The sequence below is a fragment of the Gymnodinialimonas sp. genome (assembly GCF_059726805.1).
Genome location: NZ_AP041059.1, coordinates 469678 through 491047, shown reverse-complemented (window position 1 = coordinate 491047; position 21370 = coordinate 469678). Strand labels below are relative to the sequence as shown.

At 63.9% G+C, this 21370-nt stretch carries 25 protein-coding genes; 8 read left to right on the top strand and 17 right to left on the bottom strand.

The window, feature by feature from the left end; translation table 11 throughout:
- Positions 1-23: 23 nt before the first annotated feature.
- Positions 24-506: an Lrp/AsnC family transcriptional regulator gene (locus AC6I9R_RS02445; protein ID WP_461426685.1), complete on the bottom strand. Its 483-nt coding sequence runs from the start codon at positions 504-506 to the stop codon at positions 24-26.
- 121 nt (positions 507-627) lie between these two features.
- Here AC6I9R_RS02445 and ald point away from each other — a divergent pair, with 121 nt between their 5' ends.
- Positions 628-1746, top strand: a complete 1119-nt coding sequence (ald, locus tag AC6I9R_RS02440; protein WP_461426686.1) for an alanine dehydrogenase — start codon at positions 628-630, stop codon at positions 1744-1746.
- A gap of 51 nt (positions 1747-1797) precedes the next feature.
- Here ald and AC6I9R_RS02435 read toward each other — a convergent pair whose 3' ends face one another.
- Together AC6I9R_RS02435 and AC6I9R_RS02430 are read right to left on the bottom strand one after the other, a co-directional pair.
- Positions 1798-2634, bottom strand: a complete 837-nt coding sequence (locus tag AC6I9R_RS02435; protein WP_461426687.1) for an N-acetylmuramidase domain-containing protein — start codon at positions 2632-2634, stop codon at positions 1798-1800.
- Positions 2635-2754: 120 nt separating this feature from the next.
- Positions 2755-3135 (bottom strand): hypothetical protein, encoded by a 381-nt coding sequence (locus tag AC6I9R_RS02430; RefSeq protein ID WP_497863056.1) that lies wholly within the window; start codon positions 3133-3135, stop codon positions 2755-2757.
- A gap of 76 nt (positions 3136-3211) precedes the next feature.
- On the opposite strand from AC6I9R_RS02430, the gene AC6I9R_RS02425 reads away from it, so the two are divergent.
- Positions 3212-3661 (top strand): MarR family winged helix-turn-helix transcriptional regulator, encoded by a 450-nt coding sequence (locus AC6I9R_RS02425; protein ID WP_461426689.1) that lies wholly within the window; start codon positions 3212-3214, stop codon positions 3659-3661.
- A gap of 9 nt (positions 3662-3670) precedes the next feature.
- On the opposite strand, the gene mscL is transcribed toward AC6I9R_RS02425, so the two are convergent.
- Entirely contained in the window at positions 3671-4102 is a 432-nt protein-coding gene (gene mscL, locus AC6I9R_RS02420; protein WP_461426690.1) for a large conductance mechanosensitive channel protein MscL, read from the bottom strand.
- Positions 4103-4258: 156 nt separating this feature from the next.
- On the opposite strand from mscL, the gene AC6I9R_RS02415 reads away from it, so the two are divergent.
- Positions 4259-4960 carry a glutathione S-transferase family protein gene (locus AC6I9R_RS02415; protein ID WP_461426691.1) on the top strand — a complete coding sequence of 234 codons (702 nt, stop codon included), beginning with the start codon at positions 4259-4261 and terminating at the stop codon, positions 4958-4960.
- 100 nt (positions 4961-5060) lie between these two features.
- On the opposite strand, the gene AC6I9R_RS02410 is transcribed toward AC6I9R_RS02415, so the two are convergent.
- The 4 genes from AC6I9R_RS02410 to pheS form a co-directional block, all read right to left on the bottom strand.
- Positions 5061-5510 (bottom strand): YtoQ family protein, encoded by a 450-nt coding sequence (locus AC6I9R_RS02410; protein ID WP_461426692.1) that lies wholly within the window; start codon positions 5508-5510, stop codon positions 5061-5063.
- Positions 5511-5680: 170 nt separating this feature from the next.
- The gene (gene pheT / locus AC6I9R_RS02405) at positions 5681-8083 is read right to left on the bottom strand and encodes a phenylalanine--tRNA ligase subunit beta (RefSeq protein WP_461426693.1); all 2403 of its coding nucleotides are present in this window, start codon (positions 8081-8083) and stop codon (positions 5681-5683) included.
- Positions 8080-8391, bottom strand: a complete 312-nt coding sequence (locus tag AC6I9R_RS02400) for a hypothetical protein (protein ID WP_461426694.1) — start codon at positions 8389-8391, stop codon at positions 8080-8082. Before AC6I9R_RS02400 ends, pheT begins: the two co-directional genes overlap by 4 nt.
- 4 nt (positions 8392-8395) lie before the next feature.
- On the bottom strand, positions 8396-9460 hold the full coding sequence (gene pheS / locus AC6I9R_RS02395) for a phenylalanine--tRNA ligase subunit alpha (protein WP_461427070.1): 1065 nt from the start codon (positions 9458-9460) through the stop codon (positions 8396-8398).
- Between the two features lie 597 nt (positions 9461-10057).
- On the opposite strand from pheS, the gene AC6I9R_RS02390 reads away from it, so the two are divergent.
- The gene (locus tag AC6I9R_RS02390) at positions 10058-10849 is read left to right on the top strand and encodes an OmpA family protein (protein ID WP_497863055.1); all 792 of its coding nucleotides are present in this window, start codon (positions 10058-10060) and stop codon (positions 10847-10849) included.
- Positions 10850-10867: 18 nt separating this feature from the next.
- Positions 10868-11323, top strand: a complete 456-nt coding sequence (locus tag AC6I9R_RS02385; protein ID WP_461426696.1) for a hypothetical protein — start codon at positions 10868-10870, stop codon at positions 11321-11323.
- A gap of 90 nt (positions 11324-11413) precedes the next feature.
- Here the strand turns inward: AC6I9R_RS02385 and rplT are convergent, their stop codons facing one another.
- Positions 11414-11773, bottom strand: coding sequence for a 50S ribosomal protein L20 (gene rplT / locus AC6I9R_RS02380; protein ID WP_461426697.1), 360 nt, complete (start codon positions 11771-11773; stop codon positions 11414-11416).
- 12 nt (positions 11774-11785) lie between these two features.
- Positions 11786-11986: a 50S ribosomal protein L35 gene (gene rpmI, locus AC6I9R_RS02375; RefSeq protein ID WP_461426698.1), complete on the bottom strand. Its 201-nt coding sequence runs from the start codon at positions 11984-11986 to the stop codon at positions 11786-11788.
- Between the two features lie 210 nt (positions 11987-12196).
- Between rpmI and AC6I9R_RS02370 the strand changes: the two genes are divergently transcribed.
- Positions 12197-12787, top strand: a complete 591-nt coding sequence (locus AC6I9R_RS02370; protein WP_461426699.1) for an exopolysaccharide biosynthesis protein — start codon at positions 12197-12199, stop codon at positions 12785-12787.
- A 14-nt stretch (positions 12788-12801) separates the two neighbouring features.
- Here AC6I9R_RS02370 and AC6I9R_RS02365 read toward each other — a convergent pair whose 3' ends face one another.
- Together AC6I9R_RS02365 and pyk are read right to left on the bottom strand one after the other, a co-directional pair.
- Positions 12802-13038 (bottom strand): hypothetical protein, encoded by a 237-nt coding sequence (locus tag AC6I9R_RS02365; RefSeq protein ID WP_461426700.1) that lies wholly within the window; start codon positions 13036-13038, stop codon positions 12802-12804.
- On the bottom strand, positions 13035-14483 hold the full coding sequence (pyk, locus tag AC6I9R_RS02360) for a pyruvate kinase (RefSeq protein ID WP_461426701.1): 1449 nt from the start codon (positions 14481-14483) through the stop codon (positions 13035-13037). Before pyk ends, AC6I9R_RS02365 begins: the two co-directional genes overlap by 4 nt.
- Before the next feature lie 163 nt (positions 14484-14646).
- On the opposite strand from pyk, the gene AC6I9R_RS02355 reads away from it, so the two are divergent.
- Positions 14647-15399, top strand: coding sequence for an N-formylglutamate amidohydrolase (locus AC6I9R_RS02355; RefSeq protein WP_461426702.1), 753 nt, complete (start codon positions 14647-14649; stop codon positions 15397-15399).
- Between the two features lie 22 nt (positions 15400-15421).
- Positions 15422-15721, top strand: coding sequence for a DUF1244 domain-containing protein (locus tag AC6I9R_RS02350; protein WP_461426703.1), 300 nt, complete (start codon positions 15422-15424; stop codon positions 15719-15721).
- 159 nt (positions 15722-15880) lie between these two features.
- Here the strand turns inward: AC6I9R_RS02350 and yaaA are convergent, their stop codons facing one another.
- The 5 genes from yaaA to AC6I9R_RS02325 all read right to left on the bottom strand — a co-directional run bounded on the left by yaaA (position 15881) and on the right by AC6I9R_RS02325 (position 21306).
- Positions 15881-16657 (bottom strand): peroxide stress protein YaaA, encoded by a 777-nt coding sequence (gene yaaA / locus AC6I9R_RS02345; protein WP_461426704.1) that lies wholly within the window; start codon positions 16655-16657, stop codon positions 15881-15883.
- 45 nt (positions 16658-16702) lie between these two features.
- Positions 16703-18763: a DNA helicase RecQ gene (recQ, locus tag AC6I9R_RS02340; RefSeq protein ID WP_461426705.1), complete on the bottom strand. Its 2061-nt coding sequence runs from the start codon at positions 18761-18763 to the stop codon at positions 16703-16705.
- Positions 18764-18876: 113 nt separating this feature from the next.
- Positions 18877-19533 (bottom strand): HAD family hydrolase, encoded by a 657-nt coding sequence (locus tag AC6I9R_RS02335; protein WP_461426706.1) that lies wholly within the window; start codon positions 19531-19533, stop codon positions 18877-18879.
- Entirely contained in the window at positions 19530-20087 is a 558-nt protein-coding gene (gene rsmD / locus AC6I9R_RS02330; RefSeq protein ID WP_461426707.1) for a 16S rRNA (guanine(966)-N(2))-methyltransferase RsmD, read from the bottom strand. The genes AC6I9R_RS02335 and rsmD overlap by 4 nt, the downstream gene beginning before the upstream one ends.
- Before the next feature lie 10 nt (positions 20088-20097).
- Positions 20098-21306: an NAD(P)/FAD-dependent oxidoreductase gene (locus AC6I9R_RS02325; RefSeq protein ID WP_461426708.1), complete on the bottom strand. Its 1209-nt coding sequence runs from the start codon at positions 21304-21306 to the stop codon at positions 20098-20100.
- Positions 21307-21370 lie beyond the last annotated feature (64 nt).

Below are 21370 nucleotides of genomic sequence, written 5' to 3'. Positions count from 1 at the left end.
AAGGCCCGGTCCACGCTTTTTCCCTAAACGGGCAAAGCCGTCGTCTTGAACACTGTCTTCAGCGCGAAACTGGACTGTATTTGCGCCACGCCGGGCAGCCGCGCCAAATGCTGGCGGTGGATCCTTGCGAAATCCTCAGAATCGCGCGCCACAACCTTCAGCAGGTAATCTGCCGAGCCTGCCATCAGGTGACACTCCAACACGTCTTCCACCCGCGCGACGGCCTTTTCGAACGCCTCAAACGTTTCCTCCGACTGGCCTTGCAACTTGATCTCTACGAAGACCGTCGTCACCCGGCCCACCGCGCGCGGGTGCAGCAACGCCACGTAGTCGCGGATCACGCCCGAGCCTTCCAGCCGTTGCACCCGCCTGTGGCAGGCCGAGGGCGAGAGGTTCACCCGCTCCGACAGCTCCGCGTGGGTCATCCGCCCTTGCCGCTGCAATGCCCGCAAGATCGCGACATCCATTGCATCCAGCTCAACCTCTTTGGTGATTTCTCGCGCCATTACGCCACTCCACACGATTTCTTCGCGTGTTATCGCTCACATCCGGGCAAAGTATCAAAGCAATTCCGCCAGCGCAGGCGTATTCCCCATTCAAACGGCTTTTTTTCGGGAGGAACAGCTCATGCATATCGGATGCCCCACAGAGATCAAACCACAGGAATTCCGCGTCGGGATCACCCCTGCCGCCGCGCGCGAGGCCGTGGTTCACGGCCACGCCGTCACGATGCAGGCAGGCGCTGGCATGGGCGCGGGTTTCACGGATGAGGATTACATCGCCGCCGGTGCGCAGATCGCCGCGACGGCAGAGGAGATCTTCGCAAACGCCGAGATGATCGTGAAGGTGAAAGAGCCCCAGGCCGTCGAGCGTGCCATGCTGCGCGAGGGCCAAATCCTGTTCACCTACCTGCACCTCGCCCCCGACCGCCCGCAAACCGATGACCTGCTGAAAAGCGGCGTCACGGCGATTGCTTATGAGACCGTCACCGACCGCTCCGGCGGTCTGCCCCTGCTGGCGCCGATGTCCGAGGTTGCCGGGCGCCTCGCGCCTCAGGTCGGCTCCTGGGCGCTGCAAAAGGCCAATGGCGGGCGTGGCGTGTTGATGGGCGGTGTGCCGGGTGTTGGCCCGGCGGAAGTGCTGGTGATCGGTGGCGGTGTCGTCGGCACGCAAGCCGCCCGTGTGGCCGCGGGCATGGGCGCGGATGTGACCATCCTCGACCGCTCGCTTCCCCGCCTACGCTACCTCGATGACGCCTACCGTGGCGCGTTCAAGACCCGCTACGCCTCTGCGGATGCGACCGCGCAACTGATCACCACCGCCGATATGGTCATCGGCGCGGTCCTGATCCCCGGCGCCGCTGCGCCCAAGCTGGTCAGCAAGGCGCAGCTTTCCACCATGAAGCCGGGCAGCGTCATCGTCGATGTCGCCATCGATCAGGGCGGGTGCTTCGAGACGTCGAAGGCCACCACCCACCAGGACCCGATCTATGAGGTCGACGGTGTCGTCCACTACTGCGTCGCCAACATGCCCGGTGCCGTGGCGCGCACGTCTACCCTGGCGCTTGGCAATGCGACGATGCCCTTCATGCTGGCCTTGGCCGACAAGGGCTGGAGACAGGCCTGCGCCGATGATCCGCATTTGCTGGAGGGGCTGAACACCCACGAAGGCAAGCTGACCAACTATGCCGTTGGTGTGGCCCTGGGGATGGACGTGTTATCGCCGTCCCTCGCCATCAAAGCCTGAAGGACGCTCTAGCCCCCTTTGCGACCAAAGGGGGCTGCTTCGCCAAGCGCGCTATGCTCCGTGCTGATCCACGCCGGTCAGCACATCGATCCGCGTCAATGTGTTGTGCCCCGCGATCCCGTCGACGGGCAGACCATGTTCGGACTGGAACTGTTTCACCATCCGCTGCGTGGCGGGGCCAAAATCTCCGTCGATAACCAGATGATACCCCAGCCCCCGCAACTTCCGCTGTAGGTCCGCGACGGCCTGCCCGCGCATTCCCGCCCGCAAGTTGCTGTCCGGGATCGTGGCAGACGCCTGGCCCGAGTGGCGCTTGTACGCCGACGCCATCCGGCTGGCGTAATAGTCCACCTGCCCCGGCCCATTGTAGGCCCGTGCAAATCCGCGCCAATCGTGGGACGACAGCTCATCCACGAGGCCGCGCTTTTCAATGAACTTGAGCATGACCTCCAATTGCCCCGCCAGCCCCGACATCGCCTTCTCGGCCAAGGTCTTCGGGTCCGCGTAGCCCAACCATTCGGCGTTCGAGCCCAGCACTTGCCCCACGCCCCAGGAACAGGCCGAATACGCCGCCTGCTCATTGATCGTCGCCGCGCGTTTCAACTGGTTGTAGCGGGCGGACTGGCTGACCGCATAGGGGATCGCCCCCCACTTCTTTGCGGCAAGGTTCCGGTTCACCGCCTCGGTCCGTTCCTTGTCGGTCAATCCGGGGTAGCGGTAGAAAATGTGGTATTCATACAGGATCAGCGGCATTGGTTTCCCGTCGATGGTCGTGAACGCCTTTCCCGCGCTTTCGACCTCCACCACCGCCTTCAAGGCGTCGGCCTCGATCCCGTTGGCCTGGGCAACAGCTTCAATTCCATCCAAGACTTCTTGAGAAAACGCCATGATCTACTCCCATAAATAATGCCCATCAGGACAGTACATTTACCGAGTCGAAGCAAGCGCCGCGCGCCTGACGGACCTGCGGGGCATGGCATAAGCGGGCAGGCGGTCCGCGCCGCACCCTCACAGGTTTTCGGCATTTCCGGGCACGATCCGCGCCACCGTACCCCTTGGGTCACCGCTGGCGATGTCCGTGAAGGCAATCGCGCCGTCGGTCTTCGTCACGCGGGTACAGCTGTTTTGCGGGCCATTCTCCCAATCCACGCAGTAGCTCGCGCCGTCGATCGCCCATTGCCCAATCAACGTGACGCCGTTGGGCAATGCCGCAGCACTACGTCCGTCCGCACCATACCAAACCGGCGCCTCACCGCCCGGTGTATCAATGTAGACCGTGTGGCCCGTCAGCAGCACATCCAAGCCCTGCGCGTCCAAAATGGTTTCACCCGAGGCCGTACCGGCCGTGAGGGTCGAGATTAAGCTGACCATTGCAATCTTTCCTTTCATAGTATCCTCCAGACAAGAGACGTAACAGAAAGACAAGTAGGTTGACTATCTTAGATAGTCAAGCACGTTGACCACTATGCCCCGACAGCCCCCTCCCCATATTGGTGTCGCCCTCTGGACCGGGTTTCGAGCGTTCGAGCACGCGATGTTCGCGCGCGCCGCCGCGGCTGGGTTTGAGGATATCACCCAGGCCGACAGTGACGTTCTGGTCCACGTGGGACCCGAGGGCACCAATATGGCCGCCATTGCCCGCGCGCGCGGCGTCAGCAAACAGGCGATGCAAGGGGCCGTCCGCAGCCTGATCAAACGCGGCTATCTTCAGTCCATGCCTGATCCGGGTGACGCACGGGCGCAACGGCTGACCCATACGCAAAAGGGCCGCGACCTGGTCGCGACCCTTGATCTCATCAAGTCCGAGCTGCACGCCGCCGTCGAGGCGGAACTTGGACCGACGCGTCTTGAGGCTCTGCAAACGGCGCTGGAGGCAACCGCCCGCGTCTGCGCGGACCGCGCAAGCGACCCCTAGGCTTGCGCTCTAGGCCTGCGCCTTAAGCGCGTCACGGATCTCGGCCAGAAGCTCTTCCGCCGTGGGGCCCTTGGGCTCTTCCGGGGCGGCTTCCTCTTCCGGCTTCTCGGCTGCCGCTTTCAAGCGGTTGACCATCTTGACCAGAAGGAACACCACGAAAGCCACGATCAGGAAGTTGATCACCGCCATGATGAACTTGCCGATGGCAAAGACCGCCACGCCCGCCTCTGTGCAGGCATCGACCGAGGCGCATTCCGCATCGCCCAGGATGTAGAACCAGCCCGAGAAATCGATCCCGCCGGTAAACAGCGCGATAATCGGGTTGATCAGATCGCCCACCAATGAGGTGACGATTGCCGTAAACGCCGCGCCGATAATGATACCGACGGCCATGTCCATCACATTGCCCTTGGCAATGAACTCCTTGAATTCGTTAATCATGTGGGTGTCCCAATCTATCTTGTTCCTGTTCGCAAGGGATATCTTTCGTGCGCTCGCGCACATGTATCCCTCTCGCGCCGTTAACCTTGCTGGGGTGGCATCGGCAAACAAGGGGACATATCTGCGCATCAACGCAAAACTGGATAGGACAAGCCCATGACCGCCGTCACCGATCACCCCATCAACACCCGTTGGCCCGCCAAGGACCCCTCGGTCCTGCAACTCTATTCCTTCCCCACGCCCAACGGCGTGAAGGTCTCGATCGCGCTGGAGGAAATGGGCATCCCCTACGAGGCGCACCGCGTCACGCTGTCCGATGCCGACGTGAAAAGTGACGCTTTCCTGGCCCTGAACCCCAACAACAAGATCCCCGCCATCATTGACCCCAACGGGCCAGACGGCGAGGCGATTGACCTCTGGGAATCCGGGGCGATCCTGATTTACCTGGCCGAGAAAACCGGCAAGCTGATCGGCACCACGCCGGCGCAGAAGTACGAGATCATCAAGTGGGTGATGTTCCAGATGGGCGGCCTTGGCCCGATGTTCGGACAACTCGGCTATTTCTCGAAGTTCGCCGGCGCCGAGATCGAAGACCCCCGCCCCCGCGAGCGGTTCCTGAATGAGGCCAAGCGCATCCTCGCCGTGGTCGAAAAGCAGATAGACGGGCGCGAATGGATCGCAGGCGATTACTCCATCGCCGACATCGCCATCGCCCCCTGGCTCGCCGCGCTGGACTTCTACGGCGTGAAAGAGGCGGTCGGCTGGGATGATTTGACCCATGTGCCCGCTTACCTCGACCGTTTCCTGGCCCGGGAGGCCGTCAAGATCGGCCGCAACACACCCCCGCGCGAGGGCTAAGGCGTAGGGCGGGGTTCACCCCGCCGCACCCACCTCATCCGGACCAAAAAAAGAGCGCGTCAGTCCCCCGGCGCGCTCTTTTGTTTGCGGTGCCTGACGTTCAGCCAGGCAGCGCCCCCGTCAGCACGTATCGCAGGATCTGCACAACCTGCTCCGGCTCCTCCGCGGCGGCCAGCGCCGCGCCGTGAACCTCCTTCAGCGCGTGCTGATGCTCGGGCATCGACAGAACGATCAGCGGCTTGCCAAGGGCCGCCGCCATGCCTGCGTCAAACGCGGCATTCCACTGCTTGTACTTCTCACCGAAACGCACAACCACAACGTCCGCGTTTTCAATGCCGTGGCGGGTGCGGATGGCGTTCACCTTGGCACCCTTATGGTCGTGCCAGAACTTGTTTGGCTCCTCCCCGAGGATCGCCACACCACAATCATCACTGGCCGCGTGGTCCGTCACCGGACTGCTGAACGTCACGTCCAGCCCGTCCGAGCCGTCGATGATCCGCTCGCGCCAATCCGTGTGAATCTCGCCCGACAGGTAAATCTTAAGTGCCACGCCTCGCTCCCTTCATCTTGCCAAAACAACTCATCCAACGCCCAGACCTTCTCCGGCCCAAGCGGTCTTCGCGCCAACGCTGCCCCGCGCGCCGCAGACTTTTTCAAAAGTCTGCCCCCGGCGACCCTGCGTTGCCCCCGTCAGGGGGCACAAGCGGGGCGCAATCCCTCCTAGCCGCGCAAGGTTCCACCGGTCGCCTTGCCGACCTTCTCGACAATCTTGGCGGCGACCGCATCAATCTCTTCCTCGGTCAGCGTCTTGTCCTTGGGCTGCATCCGCACCGCCACGGCAATGGATTTCATCCCCTCCCCAAGCGATCCCCCAACGAACTCGTCAAAGACACTCACATCCGAGATCAGCGCCTTATCAGCACCTGCCGCCGCATTGACGAGGTCCAAGGCTGCCACATCCGCTGCCACGACAAAGGCGAAATCCCGCTCCACCGCCTGCAGGTCAGACATCGTCACCGCACCCTTGCTGGCGCTTGTGCTGCGCGGCATCGGCACCTCTTCCGAGAAGATGGTGAAGGCCATCGCAGGCCCCTTCACATCCATCGCCGACAGGATCTTGGGGTGAATTTCCCCAAAGATCCCAAGCACCTTCTTCGGGCCAAGACAGATCATCCCATGCCGCCCCGGGTGCCACCATTCCCGCGCGCCGCGCAGGATCTGCGCCTTGGCGGGCGCGCCGATGGCGGCCAAAACCGCCTCAGCATCAGCCTTCACGTCGAAAACATCCACCGCCCGCCGGGCCCCGTGGGGATCGCGCGGGCCGGTGTGGCCAATCAACACGCCGGACGCCAACAGGTGCTGCTCTTCCGGCTCGCCGCCATGGAATGCCGCCCCCACTTCGAACAGCGCCATATCCATCATACCCCGCGCCTGATTGCGCGCAGCGGCCTGCAACAGACCGGGCAAAACCGCAGGACGCATATGCGACATCTCCGACGAAATCGGGTTCTCCAGCATCACGTCATCGGACCCGCCGCCGAACAGCTCGGCGCTAGCCTTGTCGATGAACGAATACGTCACGCATTCATTGTACCCCAGCGCCGCCATGGTCCGCCGCGCGGCGCGTTCGCGCTTTTGCATCGGCGTCAGCACGGGTGCAGGCACGCCCGGCTCTCGCGCCAGGGGCTGCGGCTCCAACTGGGACAGAGACGTCACGCGCGCCACTTCCTCCACCAGATCCGCCTCGCCCTGCACATCCCGGCGCCAGCTTGGGACCCAGACCTCCAGCGTGTCGGTCCCCGTGGCCGAGAACCCCAGCGCCGTCAAAATCCGCGCCTGCTCGTCCCGCGCCACATCCATGCCCACCAGGGACTTCACCCGATCTGGCCGCAGCGTATAATTCCGCGCCGTGTCCAAAGGCGCACCAGCCTCGACCAATTCCGAGGCCTCACCACCGCACAGGTCCAGCACCATCTGCGTCGCCGCATGCAGGCCCGGCAGCGTGTACGCTGGGTCCACCCCCCGCTCGAACCGATACCGCGCGTCGGAGTTGATCTTGAGCGCGCGGCCCGCGTAGGCAATCGCGACCGTGTCCCACCAAGCGGACTCAAGAAACACGTTCACCGTCTCCTCGGTACACCCCGTCTCCGCGCCGCCCATGACGCCCGCGATGCTCTCCGGCCCATTGTCGTCGGAAATCACCATCTGACCCGCGACGAGCGTGTAGCTCTTGTCGTCGAGCGCCATAATCTCTTCGCCCCCCGCCGCGCGATGCACACGCAGGTTGCCGCTCACCTTGTCCGCATCGAACACATGCAAAGGCCGGTTCTGGTCGAAGGTGAAATAGTTGGTGATATCCACCAGGGCCGAGATCGGCCGCAGCCCAATCGCGCGCAAACGGTCTTGCAACCACGCGGGGCTGGGGCCGTTTTTCACGCCCCGGATCAGCCGCCCAGTGAAATGCGGCGCCGTGTTCAGCGTATCCGCCTCAATGCTCACCTTGATCGGCGAGGGGAACGTGCCTTGGACTTCCGCGGGCTCATGGGCCTTCAAAGTCCCCAGGCCCTTCGCCGCCAGATCCCGCGCGATGCCGCGCACGCCAAGCGCATCCTGCCGGTTCGGCGTGATCGCAATCTCGATCACCGGGTCCACCTTGGCGGGGTCGTGCTTGGCGAGCCAGTCGACGAACCTTTGCCCGACGGTCGCGTCCTCCAGCTCGATAATCCCGTTGTGCTCGTCGCTCAACAACAGCTCCTTCTCAGAAGCCATCATGCCGAAACTCTCCACGCCACGGATCTTGCCAACGCCAATGGTGATGTCGAGGCCGGGGATATAGTCGCCCGGTTTCGCCAGCACCACGTTGATCCCCGCCCGCGCATTGGGCGCGCCGCAGATGATCTGTTGGAGGCCGTCGTCGGTCTCCACTTGACAAATGCGCAGCCGGTCGGCCTCCGGATGCTTCTCGGCGGATTGGATGTGGGCGATGGTGAAATTGGCCAGAGCCGCCGCGCGGTCCTCCACGCCTTCCACTTCCAACCCGAGGTCCGTGAGGGCATCGGTGATGGCTTGGACCGAGGCGTCCGTGTCGAGGTGATCTTTCAGCCAGGAGAGGGTGAATTTCATTGGTCTTCCTCATCATCTTCAAGATCGGACATCTGCCTAAAATGCGCAATTGCTTGAGCCAAACGCTTTTCAAAGGCTCCGAGCATCATGGCATTCGCCGTCCATGCGGTTGCGAATACACCCAACGGCAATAGCCCCAAGGAGAACCAAATAGGCGTGGCTGAACCCAAAAAAGCTGCAAAGAAGCAGGCCGCGAAAAGCCAAAAGGGCGAATATTCGCCAACCGCCACAAATGGGTGGCGAATGCCATCACCGATGAGCAGAGCCCCTTCGGCAACACGCCGTTCGTTTTCCAGTTCCGTGAGCATACCCTCAAACCCCCGCATGCACGCTTGGCATCTCCAGCGCGCTGAACCCGTAGTGGCGCAGCCACCGCAGGTCGCTCGCGAAGAAGTCGCGCAGGTCGGGGATGCCGTATTTCAGCATCGCAATCCGGTCGATGCCCATGCCAAACGCAAAGCCCTGGAACTCCGCCGGATCGATCCCCCCGGCCTCCAGCACCTTGGGGTGAACCATGCCTGAGCCCAGGATCTCCAGCCAATCGTCGCCCTCGCCGACCTTCACCGTGCCACCCTCGAACGAACACTGGATGTCGACCTCGGCGCCCGGCTCAACGAAGGGGAAGTGGGACGCGCGGAACCGCGTCTTCACCGACACCCCGAAGAAGGCGGAATAGAACTCCTCCAGCACCCATTTCAGGTTGGCCATCGACACGTCGCGGCCCAGAACCAGCCCCTCCACCTGATGGAACATCGGCGTGTGGGTCTGGTCGTAGTCGGCGCGGTAGACGCGGCCCGGCGCGATGATGCGGCAGGGCGCGCCGTGCTTTTCCATATGGCGGATCTGCACGGGGCTGGTGTGGGTGCGCAAGACGTGGGGCGGACGGTTATCGCCCTCGGCCCTATGCGTATAGAACGTGTCCATCTCCGCCCGCGCGGGGTGGTGGCCGGGGATGTTGAGCGCATCGAAGTTGTAGAAGTCCGTCTCGATCTGCGGGCCTTCGGCGACGGAGAAGCCCATATCGGCGAAGATCGCCGTGACCTCCTCCATCACCTGGCTCACCGGGTGAATGGACCCCACGCGCCGGTGCCGCGCGGGCAGCGTCACGTCGAGCCATTCGGCCTGCAAGCGCGCGTTCAAAGCGGCATCGGCCAGCCCGGCCTTCTTCGCCACAATTGCGGCGTTGACCTCATCCTTCAGGGCGTTCAGCGCGGGACCGGCCACTTGCCGTTCCTCGGGCGTCATCCTGCCAAGCTCTCGCATCTTCAGCGAGATCTCACCCTTCTTGCCCAGGGCTGCGACGCGAAACTCCTCCAGCGTGGCCTCATCCGAGGCCTCACCGATGCGGCCAATCCAGCTGCTTCGCAAGTCGTCCAAGCCGTCCATTAATCCGCGCTCCCGCCTTTGATTTCCGGGCAAATCCCTATGGGCTGGAGGGGGGGAATGCAAGCTGAGCGCCCCGAATGCCAGGGCGCCTGCCCCATTCCTGCCACATTTACAGAACGAGGATTCCGACCCGAGATTGACGTCTACGTAAGGTGTATAAACCGTTGAAAAACTTACGAAATAACGACACTTGTATCTAACCGCCGCGAAGACACAAGGCGGCATTCCTGCAACAGCTAAGTCAGCTCGTTTGGCGCAAACGTGGCAAATCATTGACTGAAATCAGGCTTGGCCTCAGATTCAGCGGCAAGTCGGGCGAAAAGCACCGGCATCTATTGGGCAGGTACACGTGAGCATGTTGGTCACTCAAAATCCGGGGTTTGCCCCCCGAAACTTGGCTCCCATTCCGGGGCAGGTCGATGCGGGACAGCATCGGCCATGGGCACATCCGTGCAGCTGGGTCGCCACATCAACACTCATCCCCCGTGTATCCGTAGAGTATCCAGGCGGCGCCATTCCCTTACGCGCACCGTCTACACAAACGGAGTTTGTTTGATGGCGATCTTTAGAAAACGCATGCAGCAAGACATGGAACAAGAAGATGCAGGCCAGCGCCTGGCCCACGCATCTCGTCGCGCAGATCATTATCGCAAGCTGGTGGCCACGCCGTCGGTCTTGCTGGCAGCGGGCCTTTTCACCGTGTCCGGGGTGGCAGGCGGATTCCTCGCGACATCGCAGTCGCCGCAGCAGGCCGTCACCGCGGTGCCAGCCGCGCCCGTCGCCGCTGTGCAGCCGGTGCTGACACCGCAGCAGGTCGCCCCGGTTCAGGAGCAGGTGGCCGAGGTGGAGGAGGTTGAGCTTCCCCCGGTCCTCGAAGCGGCCCTGGACGTGGCCGAAGTGGCCCCCGAGGAAGAAGAGCTGGTCTTCACCTCCCTCTCCGTCGATGCCGCCACAGGCCGGGAAGAGCGCCGCGCCGCGACCCGCCCCGTGCTGACAGAAGCCCAGGCCGAGATCTGCCGCGAGAACCTGCAAGGGGCGGCAGACCGCTTGTCCGTCCGCTTCTCGGCAGGGTCCACGATTGCAGAGCCGCAGGACATGGACGCCGCGTATTCCTTCGCGGAAGGCGTCGCGTCTTGCAGCGGCCTGCGCGTGATGGTGCGCGGGCACTCCGATGCCACCGGCGACGAGACGCAGAACCTGCTTCTTTCGTGGGAGCGCGCTGAATCCGTGATCGAGGCGATCACCGCCGCCGGGCACGACACTACCTTCTACGAGCCAATTGGCTTCGGGTCTCGCCAGCTTCTGGCGGATGCCCCTGCCGAACAAGCCCAAGCCCTCAGCCGCCGCGTCGAGTTTGCCGTCGTGCCGTTGCGCCAGTAACTGAAAAGGTCAAGATCCATGCCCGTAATCCTCAATCTGATGCTTGTCCTTTTGTTGATCAGCACCGCTGGCGCCGGGGGCTACCTGCTTGCCCGCGCCCACTTCACCGCCACGATCGCCAACCGCGTGATGGCCTATCAAGCCCGCCTCGCGCGGTCCCAGCGGGACGGCAAACAGGCCCTGAAAGACGTGGCGCGCCTGGAAGAAGAAGTGGCCACCCTCTCGGAAGACCTCACCCGCGCCCGCACGCGGGTCAGCCGGTATGAGGCCGCCCTGTTCGAAGGCTATCCCGCCGGTGACGTTGACCTGGAGGCCGCCGCCGCCGCTGTGCAAGAGCAGTCGCTGCAGCAACAGGCCGCTGCCTATGTGCAGCGCGTCCAGGGCGTCGACGATTTCGACCGCGCCGGTGATCAGGACCTCGCCCCCGTCGCACAGCGTCGTGGGCTGGAACAGATGAGCCGCGCCATCGCCTAAGCGAGACTCCACGATCCCAGGTACAAAAAACCCCGCGGCGCCAGATCGGTGCCGCGGGGTTCTTTATGTCTTCAGGATTGCGAAGAACGCTTACAGCGCTGCTTTCGCCTGATCCACAATCGCGCCGAATGCGTCGGGCTCATGCACGGCCAGATCGGCGAGGACCTTACGGTCCACCTCGATCCCGGCTTTCGCCAGACCATTGATGAAGCGGGAATATGTCAGCGCCTCGTCATGGGCACGCACGGCGGCGTTGATGCGCTGGATCCACAGGGCGCGGAACTGGCGCTTGCGGTTCTTGCGGTCACGCGTGGCGTATTGGTTGGCCTTGTCGACGGCCTGGGTCGCGGTGCGGAAGTTGGTCGACCGCGCGCCATAGTAACCCTTGGCGGCATCGATAACTTTCTTGTGGCGACGGTGAGTGACGGTTCCACCTTTGGTACGGGACATATCAGCGGCTCCTTAGCGGTCGTAGGGCATGTAGGATTTGACGATCTTCGTGTCGGGGGCCGAAAGCTCGTTCGTCCCGCGCGCGTTGCGGAGGAACTTGTTCGTCCGCTTGATCATCCCGTGCCGTTTACCGGCCTGACCTGCCAGCACCTTCCCGGTGCCCGTCACCTTGAAGCGCTTCTTGGCGCTCGACTTCGTCTTCATCTTCGGCATTTCCAACTCCTATCTTATCGAGTGGTTCAGGCGCGCGTCGGCATGCCGTTTTTGGCCGGACGCACCGTAGGAAAGCGCCGTATAGTCGGGAACCTGGGACCTGGCAAGGGACTCTGTGAGGCCACCGCAAAACTTGATGTCGATGCAGCGGCAGCTTAGGTGCAGCGGGAAAGCGGTGACGTGGTGTTGCCCCGGAAAGAGGCGACATAGATGACGGACGAACCGCAGGCATCCCCCGCCAGCTTGCCCGAGATCATCGACCGCGTTCTGGAAGCCGCCGAAGCCGAAACCACCGATATCCGCACCATCCTGCAATCCTTTGGCCGCGCCAGTTTCACGCCCGTGCTGTTGCTGCCCGCCATCGCCGTGGCCACACCGCTGAGCGGCATCCCCTTCTTTTCGTCGCTGATGGGGATCCTGATTGTGCTGGTGTCCGCTCAGATGCTGGCGCGGCGCCGGTTTCTGTGGCTGCCCAACTGGATCCTGGCGCGCAAGGTTGCCGGTAACGTCCTGGAATCGGCCTTCACGCGGCTCAAACCCGTCGCCGCCTGGCTGGACCGCCGCACGGCCGAGCGGTTCCGTCTGCTGTTCCACCGCCCGCTGATCTTCATCCCACAGCTGATCTGCCTGATTTCGGGGCTGATCATGCCGTTCCTGGAATTCGTGCCGTTTTCCTCATCGGTCGTCGGCGTCGGCGTCGCGGTGCTGACCCTGGGCATGCTGGCGCGTGACGGCGTCGTCATCCTGATCGGCCTGCTGCCCTACGGGGTCCTCGCCTACCTGATCGCGGGCGTGATCTGACAGCCGCCGCGCGCCTAGTTCAAGATCCGCGCCGCGACCGAGATGAAGGCGTTGGGAATGTCCAAAGGTTCCAGCCCGCCCGGCTCGTTCATATGGACATAGACGCCAAGTCCGATCCCAATCGCGAATGAGATCAGCGCCATGAACGGCCAACGCTTCATCGTCCAGGCCGCCACGATGGACGAGAACGACAGGATCGCCACAAACGTGGCGATCACCAGAAGGATATCTGCGCTGACCGGGATCGTCATTCCAACTCGGACGCGTAGATCAAGCGTTCGTCACAGGGCGCAATGCGCAGAATGTTCGTGGACCCCGATTGCCCGAAGGGCACACCGGCGGTGACGACGATCTGGTCTGTCTGATCGGCGAGGCCTTCCGCCGTCGCCGCGCGCACCGCGTTGATCACCGCCTCCTTGAAGCGCCCCACGGCGCCGACCTTCACGCAGTGGCAGCCCCAAGTCAGGCACATCCGCCGCGCCGTGGCCTGGCGCGAGGTCAAGGCAAGGATCGGCACATTGGGCCGTTCGCGCGCGGTGAGTGAGGCGGTTGAACCGGACTCCGAGAAGCAGCAAATCAGGCGAATATTCGTCGTCTCGGCAATCTCGCGCGCGGCAGAGACGATGGCATCGGCCACGGTTTCCTTCTTGCCGCCCCGGCTGGCCTCGATGACATCGCGGTAGGTCGGGTCGCTTTCCACTTCGACGGCGACGTTGTTCATCGTCGTCACAGCCTCAATCGGGAAATCCCCCGCCGCGGATTCCGCGCTGAGCATGATGGCATCCGCCCCCTCGTAGATTGCGGCCGCCACGTCCGAGACTTCGGCGCGGGTGGGCATGGGCGACTCGATCATGCTTTCCAGCATCTGCGTGGCCACGATCACCGGCTTGGCGGCGTTGCGGCACTTGCGCACCAGACGCTTTTGGATCGGCGGCACGTTCTGCACGGGCAATTCCACCCCCAGATCGCCGCGCGCGACCATGATCCCGTCCGAGGCTTCGAGGATCTCGTTGAAATTGGCCACGGCGGACGGCTTTTCGATCTTCGACAGCACCGCCGCGCGCCCTTTCGCCAGCGTGCGCGCCTCGTCCACGTCCTCTTTGCGCTGCACGAAAGACAGGGCCAGCCAATCCACGCCCAACTCGCACACAAACTCCAGATCCTTGCGGTCCTTGTCGGAGAGCGCCGCCAGGGGCAGCACCACATCAGGCACGTTCACGCCCTTGCGGTTTGAGATCCGCCCGCCCGCGATCACCTCGCAATTGGCGAAGTCCGCGCCGCAGTCCAGCACCTTGACGCGGATCTTGCCATCGTTGATCAACAGATGCGCGCCGGGCTCCAGCGCTGCGAAAATCTCGGTATGGGGCAATTGCACCCGGGTCGCATCGCCAGGAGTGTCATCCAGATCCATGCGGAAGGTGCCGCCCACCTCCAGATCGTACCCCTCATCATTGTCGAACACGCCAACGCGCAGCTTCGGGCCTTGCAGGTCCGCCAGAATGGCAATCGGCTGGCCCAGATCAGCCTCGATCTGGCGGATGATCCCGTGGCGCACCGCAATCTCGGAATGATCGCCGTGGGACATGTTCAGCCGGAACACGTCAGCGCCGGCCTCATGGAGCGCGCGGATCATCTCGTAGTCGTCGGACGCCGGGCCCAAGGTGGCAACGATCTTTACGTTACGGTCGCGTTTCATGGCTCTTTCGTCCTCTTGGTGCTTGGATCATCGCGCAATCGGGCGATGTTTGCGCTATCAGCGGCGCCTTGGCCTCCGTATTGGCGCAAAACGCGGGGTTGAACAACCGGGCAGAGTGCTGGCGTTTGGCCGCAGTCCGAATTACCCCTGCTTTCAAACAGATATGGATGATGTTTCGATGACGGATGCAGTTGAGGTGTTTGGCCCCGAGCGGCGGGCGCGCTGGGTCGTGACCTGCGATCACGCCAGCAACCGCGTGCCCGACGACGTGGCCGGAGGCGATCTGGGCGTCCCGCCCGAGGATATGCACCGCCACATCGCCTACGACGTGGGCGCATTGGGGGTGTCTCAAGCGATGGGCGCGGCGCTGGAGGCGCCGGTTGTGGCCTCGCGCTTCTCTAGGCTGGTGATCGACCCAAACCGGGGCGAGGATGATCCGACGCTGCTGATGCAGATCTACGACGGCTCCATCATTCCGGCCAATCGTGGGGTTTCAGACGTGGAGCTGGAACGCCGCCTCGCGCGTTTTCACCGCCCCTACCACCGCGCGTTGACCGAGGTGATCGCGGCCCGCAACGCGCCCATTATCGTCGCCGTCCACAGCTTCACCCCGCAGTTGCGGGGGCGCGATCCCCGGCCCTGGCACGTCTCGGTCCTTTATGCAGGCGACACGCGGCTGGCCTACCCGCTCCTTGCGCGTCTGCGGGATGAGGAAGACCTCTGCGTTGGCGACAATGAACCCTACTCGGGTCAGTTGCCCGGCGATGCGCTGGACCGGCACGGCATCCAACACGGCCATCTGCATGTGTTGATCGAAGTCCGGAATGACCTGATCGAGACGGCGGAGGATCAGGAGAAATGGGGCAGGCGCTTGGCGCATTTGCTTGAAGCCGCCGCCGCGAGTGCCGATCTGTGAGACGAGCTATAGGAGTGTGACCATGAGCGAGCCCACCACCACCGAACTTGAAGCCGCCGCCTTCCGCCGCCTGTTGGCGCATCTGGAAAGCCGCACGGATGTTCAGAACATCGACATGATGAACCTGACGGGGTTCTGCCGGAACTGCCTGAGCCGCTGGTATCAGGAAGAGGCCGCCGAGCGGGGCATGGAGATCAGCAAGGATGCCGCGCGAGAAATCGTCTACGGCATGCCGTTTGATCAGTGGAAGGCCAAGTATCAGACGGAAGCATCAGACGCACAGAAGACCGCGTTCGAGGTGAACAAGCCGGATCACGGCTAGGGATTGCGCGCGATTTGCATCGCGCGCCCAACGCGAGGGGCTCTGCCCCTCGCGCTGACAGCGCGGATCGTAAAGGGTTGCGAGGGGCTCTGCCCCTCGCGCTCCCCGGAGTTGTATGGGCAAGATGAAGGGGCGCGGAGGCCTGCCGGACGCCGTGTTTCAGGCGGCTTTGGCAGCGGCTTCGGTGCGCAGGAAGGCGGGTTTTCCGGGGGTGCTGAGATCCGGCACATGGGTGTAGCCGCCGGTGTCGAAATCAAGGATCTGATCGGGATCTGTCAGGCGGCGTTCCTGGATGAAGCGGGCCATCGCGCCCCGCGCTTTCTTGGCGAAGAAGCTGACGATCTTGGGGCCGCCGGGTTTTTCCTCAAAGAACTGTGGCGTGATGATCTGCAGGCTCAGAGCTTTCTCATCGACTGCTGAGAAATACTCGACCGAGGCGCAGTTGATCAGCGTGTCGGTCCCAATCGCCTCGGCCTGGGCATTCAGCGCCTGGGACAGGCGCGGGCCCCAATAGGCGTAGAGCGACGGGCCCTTGCGGGTCTTCAGGCGGCTGCCCATTTCCAGACGGTAGGGCCGGATCGCATCCAGCGGACGCAACAGGCCATACAGGCCCGACAGGATGCGCAAATGATCCTGGGCGTAGGTCAGTGTTTCGCCATCCAGGCTCGTGGCCTCTAACCCCATATAGGTGTCGCCGGCAAAGGCCAGGGCGGCGGGCCGCTCACCTTCGGGCGCGTCCTCGAACGCCTTGAACCTCTCGGCGTTCAACTTGGCGAGGTCCGCGCTGATGTCCATCAGCTTGCGCAGGTCCTTCTGGCTCAGGCGCTTGGCGGCGCGGGCCAGGGTCACGGCGTCGTCCATGAAATCGGGCGTGGTGGTGGGCACGTCCCGCTCGGCCCAATCCAGGCGCTTGGCGGGGGAAATCACGGTGAGCATGGGCGGGCCTCCTTTGTTGCGTTTGATATAAGCGCCGTTGGGCGGTTATCCAGCTTCTCTCAGCACATCGAGGAAGGCATCCCCGAAGCGGTCGATTTGCTTTTCGCCCATCCCGGCAATGCGCGAGAGGTCGTGGACAGAGGCAGGCTTGCGTTCCGCGATCTTGCGCAGCGTTGAATGGGTCACGGAAAGATACTTCCCCGTCCCATCATCGCCGCGCATCAGGTCCTGCTGAACCTCCATCAACCGGTCAAACACATCGCCCGCATCGCGGCCCGCCAGCGCGCGGCGCGCGGGGTGGAGCGCATCTGGCGCGTCGCCGGTGATAACTTGCAGGAACGCGGTGCCGTAACGCTCCAGCTTGGTGGCGCCGACGCCCGAAATCCGGGCCATCTCGTCCAGCGTCGTGGGCCGCTTCTCGGCCATCTCGATCAGGGTCTTGTCGGTGAAAATCACGTAGGCGGGCACGCGCGCGTCCTCGGACAATGCCCGGCGCTTGGCCTTCAGCGCCGACATCAGCGGCGCGTCCTCTTCAGAGACCAGCATCTTGACGGCAGGGCGGCGCGGCGCCTTGGCGATGGTGTCCTTGCGCAGCGTGATCCCTTCCTCGCCGCGCAAAATCGGGCGCGCGGCCTCGGTCATGCGGTAGGCGCCGTGGCGCTCCGGGTCCGGGCGCACCAGGTCGCGGCCCATCATCTGGCGAAACACGGCCTGCCAGCCGCGTTTGTCAAATTCCGTGCCGATGCCGTAGGTCGACAGGCGGTCATGGCCGCGCTGGCGGATCTTCTCATTCTGCGCGCCCAGAAGCACATCAATCAGATGCCCGGCGCCGAAATATTCTCCCGTGCGCAGCATCACCGACAGCGCCTTTTGCACCGCGACGGAGGCATCGAACAGCTCAGGCGGTTTGGCGCAGAGGTCGCAATTGCCACAATCCTCCGCCGCATCCCCGAAGTACGACAGCAGCACCTTGCGCCGGCACCCCTGCGCCTCGGCCAGGCCCAGAAGCGCGTTTAGCCGCGCGTGATCCGCTGACTTGCGTTCGGGCGGGGCAAGCCCCTCATCCACCTGCTGGCGACGGAAGCGGATGTCGTCTGGACCGTAGAGCGTAAGCGTATCGGCGGGCGCGCCATCGCGGCCCGCGCGGCCGATTTCCTGGTAATAGCCCTCGATCGACTTGGGCAGATCGGCGTGGGCGACCCAGCGGATGTCGGGCTTGTCGACGCCCATCCCGAAGGCCACTGTGGCGCAGACGATCAAGCCGTCTTCGCGGTTGAACCGGGTTTCCACGATGCGGCGGTCTTCGGCCTCCATCCCGCCGTGATAGGCGCAGGCGTTGTGGCCATCCTCGCGCAGGGCCTGCGCCAGCGTCTGGGTCTTGGCGCGTGTGCCGCAATAGACGATGCCGGATTGCCCTTTGCGCGCCGCGGCAAACGACAGGATCTGCTCGCGCGGCTTGTTCTTCACCTCGAACGCCAGGGTCAGGTTGGGGCGATCAAAGCCGTGCAGGAACACCTCGGGCGGGACCTCGCCGAACAGGCGTTCGCAGATCTCAGCGCGGGTCTCTGCGTCGGCGGTTGCGGTGAAGGCGGCCAAAGGGACGTTCAGCGCGCGGCGCAGCGCGCCCAGGCGCAGGTAATCGGGGCGGAAATCGTGGCCCCATTGGCTGACGCAATGGGCCTCGTCCACGGCGATCATCGACACGCCCGCGCGCAGCAGCATCCTCTCGGTCCCCGACGACGCCAACCGCTCGGGCGCCAGGTACAAAAGTTTCAGCGTGCCCTTCTCCAGCCCCTCCCAGACCGCGTCCGTCTCTTCCGGCGTGTTGCCCGAGGTTAACGCCCCCGCCTCAACGCCCGCCTCGCGCAGCCCGCGGACCTGATCGCGCATCAAGGCGATCAGTGGCGAGATCACCACCGTCACCCCGTCGCGCATCAGCGCGGGCAGTTGAAAACACAGGGACTTGCCGCCGCCCGTGGGCATGATCGCAAGCACATCCTTGCCCGAGGCCACAGCCTCCACGATTTCCGCCTGACCGGGGCGGAACGCGTCAAACCCGAAGGTGGACTTCAAGATCGCGGATGTGTCGGGGTGTTCGACCAACATCGTTGGGGCAGCCTGTCGATTTTTTTGTTCAAATGCTCGTTAAATCTGAACGTCCCATATTGAGATTCAGTAAACAAGGCCTGCGCGCCCGATCTGGGCCAAGATGTTGTGGATTACTTCGCAATCCCGAGCAGGGCTGGTAGATCGCCCATGTCCCGGAACACCTCTGCGCCGACCTTCTCAAGGTCTTCGCCCCCCTTTGGCGCATAGCCAAAGCACCGCATCCCTGCCCTTTGCGCCCCCAACGCGCCCGATCCGCTGTCCTCAATCACAACCGCGCGCTCGGGCGCGACGCCCATGGCGCGGGCGGCGATGAAGAACAACTCCGGGTCCGGTTTCGACACGCCCAACGCGTGTGCCGAGAACCGCTTGCCCGCAAACCGCGCCGCCATGCCCGTGCCGCCCAACGTGATGTCCATCTTCTCGTCCGAGCCGTTTGACGCCACGCAGTAAGGCACCCCCGCCGCGTCCAAAGCGTCCAGCACGCCGACGACACCGGGGATCGGATCCACCCCTTCGCGCAACCGCGCATAGGTGATGTCGTAGAGCTCCGCGATCCATTCCGCGTCCGTCCCTGGCAGCGGGGCGCCCCTTGCGCGGGCAATCGCGGCGACCTGCACCATCGACTTGCCCATGAACAGGTCCATCGCCTCTTGCAGGCTCATGTGAACGCCCATTCCGGCCAGCGCATCGACAGTGACCTGGTTGGACAATGGCTCGCTATCCACCAGCACGCCGTCGCAGTCGAAAATGACGAGATCAAGCGTCATGGAAACCTCAAGAGGGTGATGGTGGTTTGGCCATAGCTGCGCTGGTCGAGCATCTGGAACGGCGCGGGGATAAGGGGCGGGGCGCTTTCTTCCCACACCAGCGTCGCGCCGGACGCCAGCCACCCCTGGGCCAGCAACACTTGGATCGCGTCCTCACCGAGGCCTTGGCCGTAGGGCGGATCAAGGAACACCAGATCCACGGGCGCTTTCGGCGGGCCCAGATCCGCCACGTCGCTTCGGAACACCTTGGTGACGCCCTGCGCAGCGCACAGCGCGATGTTCTCGCGCAGCAGCGCCCGCGACGCGGTGCCGCTGTCGACAAACGTGGCGTGAACCGCCCCGCGCGACAGGGCCTCCAGCCCCAACGCGCCGGTGCCGGCGAAAAGATCCAGCACACGGGCGTCCCGCACCAGATCACCATTGCGTCCGTTGGTCAGCAGGTTGAACAGGCTCTCGCGCACCCGGTCCGTGGTGGGCCGCAAATGCGCCGCCGCATCGCCCGCGCCCACATCGGCCAGCTTCTTGCCGCGCAGGCGCCCGCCCACGATCCTCAAGAACCCAGCCTCATGCCTTGAGAAGCGCCTTCAGATCCGCCGCCGGGTCCGCCACCACCTCTGCCGCAGGCGATTTCCCGGCCTCGATCAACCGCTTGCCGATCATGTAGCCGCGCGGATCATTCATCGCGTCAACGGCCAGCAACTCCGCGCCCTTGTAGTACCAATGCGACCGCGCCGCGCCGCCGTCGCGCACGGCGACCCGGTCATAGCCCGTGTTCAGCCCCGCGATCTGCAGTTTTACGTCGTATTGATCCGACCAGAACCACGGCTTGGGCACGTAGTCCTCTCCGGCGCCCAGGATGTTCTTCGCCACCGCCTCGGCCTGATCAATCGCGTTCTGCACGCTCTCCAGCCGGATCCGCTCCCCCCGATACGGAAGCGAGGCGCAATCGCCCGCCGCCCAGATGCTTGGGTCAGATGTCCGCCCCTGAATGTCCGTGGCAATCCCGTTGTCACGCGTGACACCCGCCATCTCTGCCGGGCCGTCGTTGGTCACAATGCCGATCCCCGCAATCACCATGTCATAGGGATGCTCTTCGCCGTTGCTCAGCAACGCGCCCACAACGCGGCCATCGACACCGTTGAGGCATTCCAACCCCACCCCTTCCAGGATGCGCACGCCATGCGCGCGGTGCAACTCGCGGAAGTAATCCGCCGTCTCAGGCGCGGCGACCCGGCCCAGAATGCGCGGCGCGGCCTCGATCAGCGTCACCTCCATGCCGCGCTTGCGCGCCACGGCGGCGGCCTCCAGCCCGATGTAGCCGCCGCCCACGATCAACGCACGGCGACCCTCCGTCACCTCGGGCGCCATCGCATCGACATCGGCCAGCGTGCGCACCACATGGACACCGCGCAGATCGCCCCCGATGTTGGCAGGCAGGCGGCGCGGTGTGGACCCCGTGGCCAGGACCAGCGCATCATATTCCAGCACGTCGTCGCCCAGGCTCACCGTCTTCGCACCCGCATCAATCGCGTCGACGCCCGCCCCCAGGCGCAGCTCGATATCGTTCTCAACATACCACGTCACGGGCCGCAGAAAGAGGCGATCCAGCGCCATTTCCCCCAACAGATACGCCTTCGACAGGGGCGGGCGCTGGTACGGCGGCACCAGCTCATCCCCGATCAAGGTGATCTTGCCCTCCAACCCTTCCGCGCGCAGCTTGGCCACGCAGGACGCGCCCGCCTGCCCTGCTCCGATGACGATTATCTTGTCCATGACGCGCTTCCCCGCTAGCCCTGCCCGAGGCAGACCCTATATGCCAGAGGAACAACCGCACAAG

Excerpts from the sequence above, each read along its gene's own strand:
- AC6I9R_RS02445 (WP_461426685.1), bottom strand. The coding sequence starts at position 506 with ATGGCGCGAGAAATCACCAAAGAGGTTGAGCTGGATGCAATGGATGTC.
- AC6I9R_RS02335 (WP_461426706.1), bottom strand. The coding sequence starts at position 19,533 with ATGACGCTTGATCTCGTCATTTTCGACTGCGACGGCGTGCTGGTGGAT.
- rpmI (WP_461426698.1), bottom strand. The coding sequence starts at position 11,986 with ATGCCGAAGATGAAGACGAAGTCGAGCGCCAAGAAGCGCTTCAAGGTG.
- AC6I9R_RS02430 (WP_497863056.1), bottom strand. The coding sequence starts at position 3,135 with ATGAAAGGAAAGATTGCAATGGTCAGCTTAATCTCGACCCTCACGGCC.
- AC6I9R_RS02325 (WP_461426708.1), bottom strand. The coding sequence starts at position 21,306 with ATGGACAAGATAATCGTCATCGGAGCAGGGCAGGCGGGCGCGTCCTGC.
- pheT (WP_461426693.1), bottom strand. The coding sequence starts at position 8,083 with ATGAAATTCACCCTCTCCTGGCTGAAAGATCACCTCGACACGGACGCC.
- AC6I9R_RS02425 (WP_461426689.1), top strand. The coding sequence starts at position 3,212 with ATGCCCCGACAGCCCCCTCCCCATATTGGTGTCGCCCTCTGGACCGGG.
- AC6I9R_RS02365 (WP_461426700.1), bottom strand. The coding sequence starts at position 13,038 with ATGACGATCCCGGTCAGCGCAGATATCCTTCTGGTGATCGCCACGTTT.
- AC6I9R_RS02435 (WP_461426687.1), bottom strand. The coding sequence starts at position 2,634 with ATGGCGTTTTCTCAAGAAGTCTTGGATGGAATTGAAGCTGTTGCCCAG.
- AC6I9R_RS02415 (WP_461426691.1), top strand. The coding sequence starts at position 4,259 with ATGACCGCCGTCACCGATCACCCCATCAACACCCGTTGGCCCGCCAAG.
- ald (WP_461426686.1), top strand. The coding sequence starts at position 628 with ATGCATATCGGATGCCCCACAGAGATCAAACCACAGGAATTCCGCGTC.
- AC6I9R_RS02385 (WP_461426696.1), top strand. The coding sequence starts at position 10,868 with ATGCCCGTAATCCTCAATCTGATGCTTGTCCTTTTGTTGATCAGCACC.
- AC6I9R_RS02350 (WP_461426703.1), top strand. The coding sequence starts at position 15,422 with ATGAGCGAGCCCACCACCACCGAACTTGAAGCCGCCGCCTTCCGCCGC.
- yaaA (WP_461426704.1), bottom strand. The coding sequence starts at position 16,657 with ATGCTCACCGTGATTTCCCCCGCCAAGCGCCTGGATTGGGCCGAGCGG.
- rplT (WP_461426697.1), bottom strand. The coding sequence starts at position 11,773 with ATGTCCCGTACCAAAGGTGGAACCGTCACTCACCGTCGCCACAAGAAA.
- AC6I9R_RS02400 (WP_461426694.1), bottom strand. The coding sequence starts at position 8,391 with ATGCTCACGGAACTGGAAAACGAACGGCGTGTTGCCGAAGGGGCTCTG.
- mscL (WP_461426690.1), bottom strand. The coding sequence starts at position 4,102 with ATGATTAACGAATTCAAGGAGTTCATTGCCAAGGGCAATGTGATGGAC.
- AC6I9R_RS02355 (WP_461426702.1), top strand. The coding sequence starts at position 14,647 with ATGGATGATGTTTCGATGACGGATGCAGTTGAGGTGTTTGGCCCCGAG.
- pyk (WP_461426701.1), bottom strand. The coding sequence starts at position 14,483 with ATGAAACGCGACCGTAACGTAAAGATCGTTGCCACCTTGGGCCCGGCG.
- recQ (WP_461426705.1), bottom strand. The coding sequence starts at position 18,763 with ATGTTGGTCGAACACCCCGACACATCCGCGATCTTGAAGTCCACCTTC.
- AC6I9R_RS02370 (WP_461426699.1), top strand. The coding sequence starts at position 12,197 with ATGACGGACGAACCGCAGGCATCCCCCGCCAGCTTGCCCGAGATCATC.
- AC6I9R_RS02390 (WP_497863055.1), top strand. The coding sequence starts at position 10,058 with ATGGAACAAGAAGATGCAGGCCAGCGCCTGGCCCACGCATCTCGTCGC.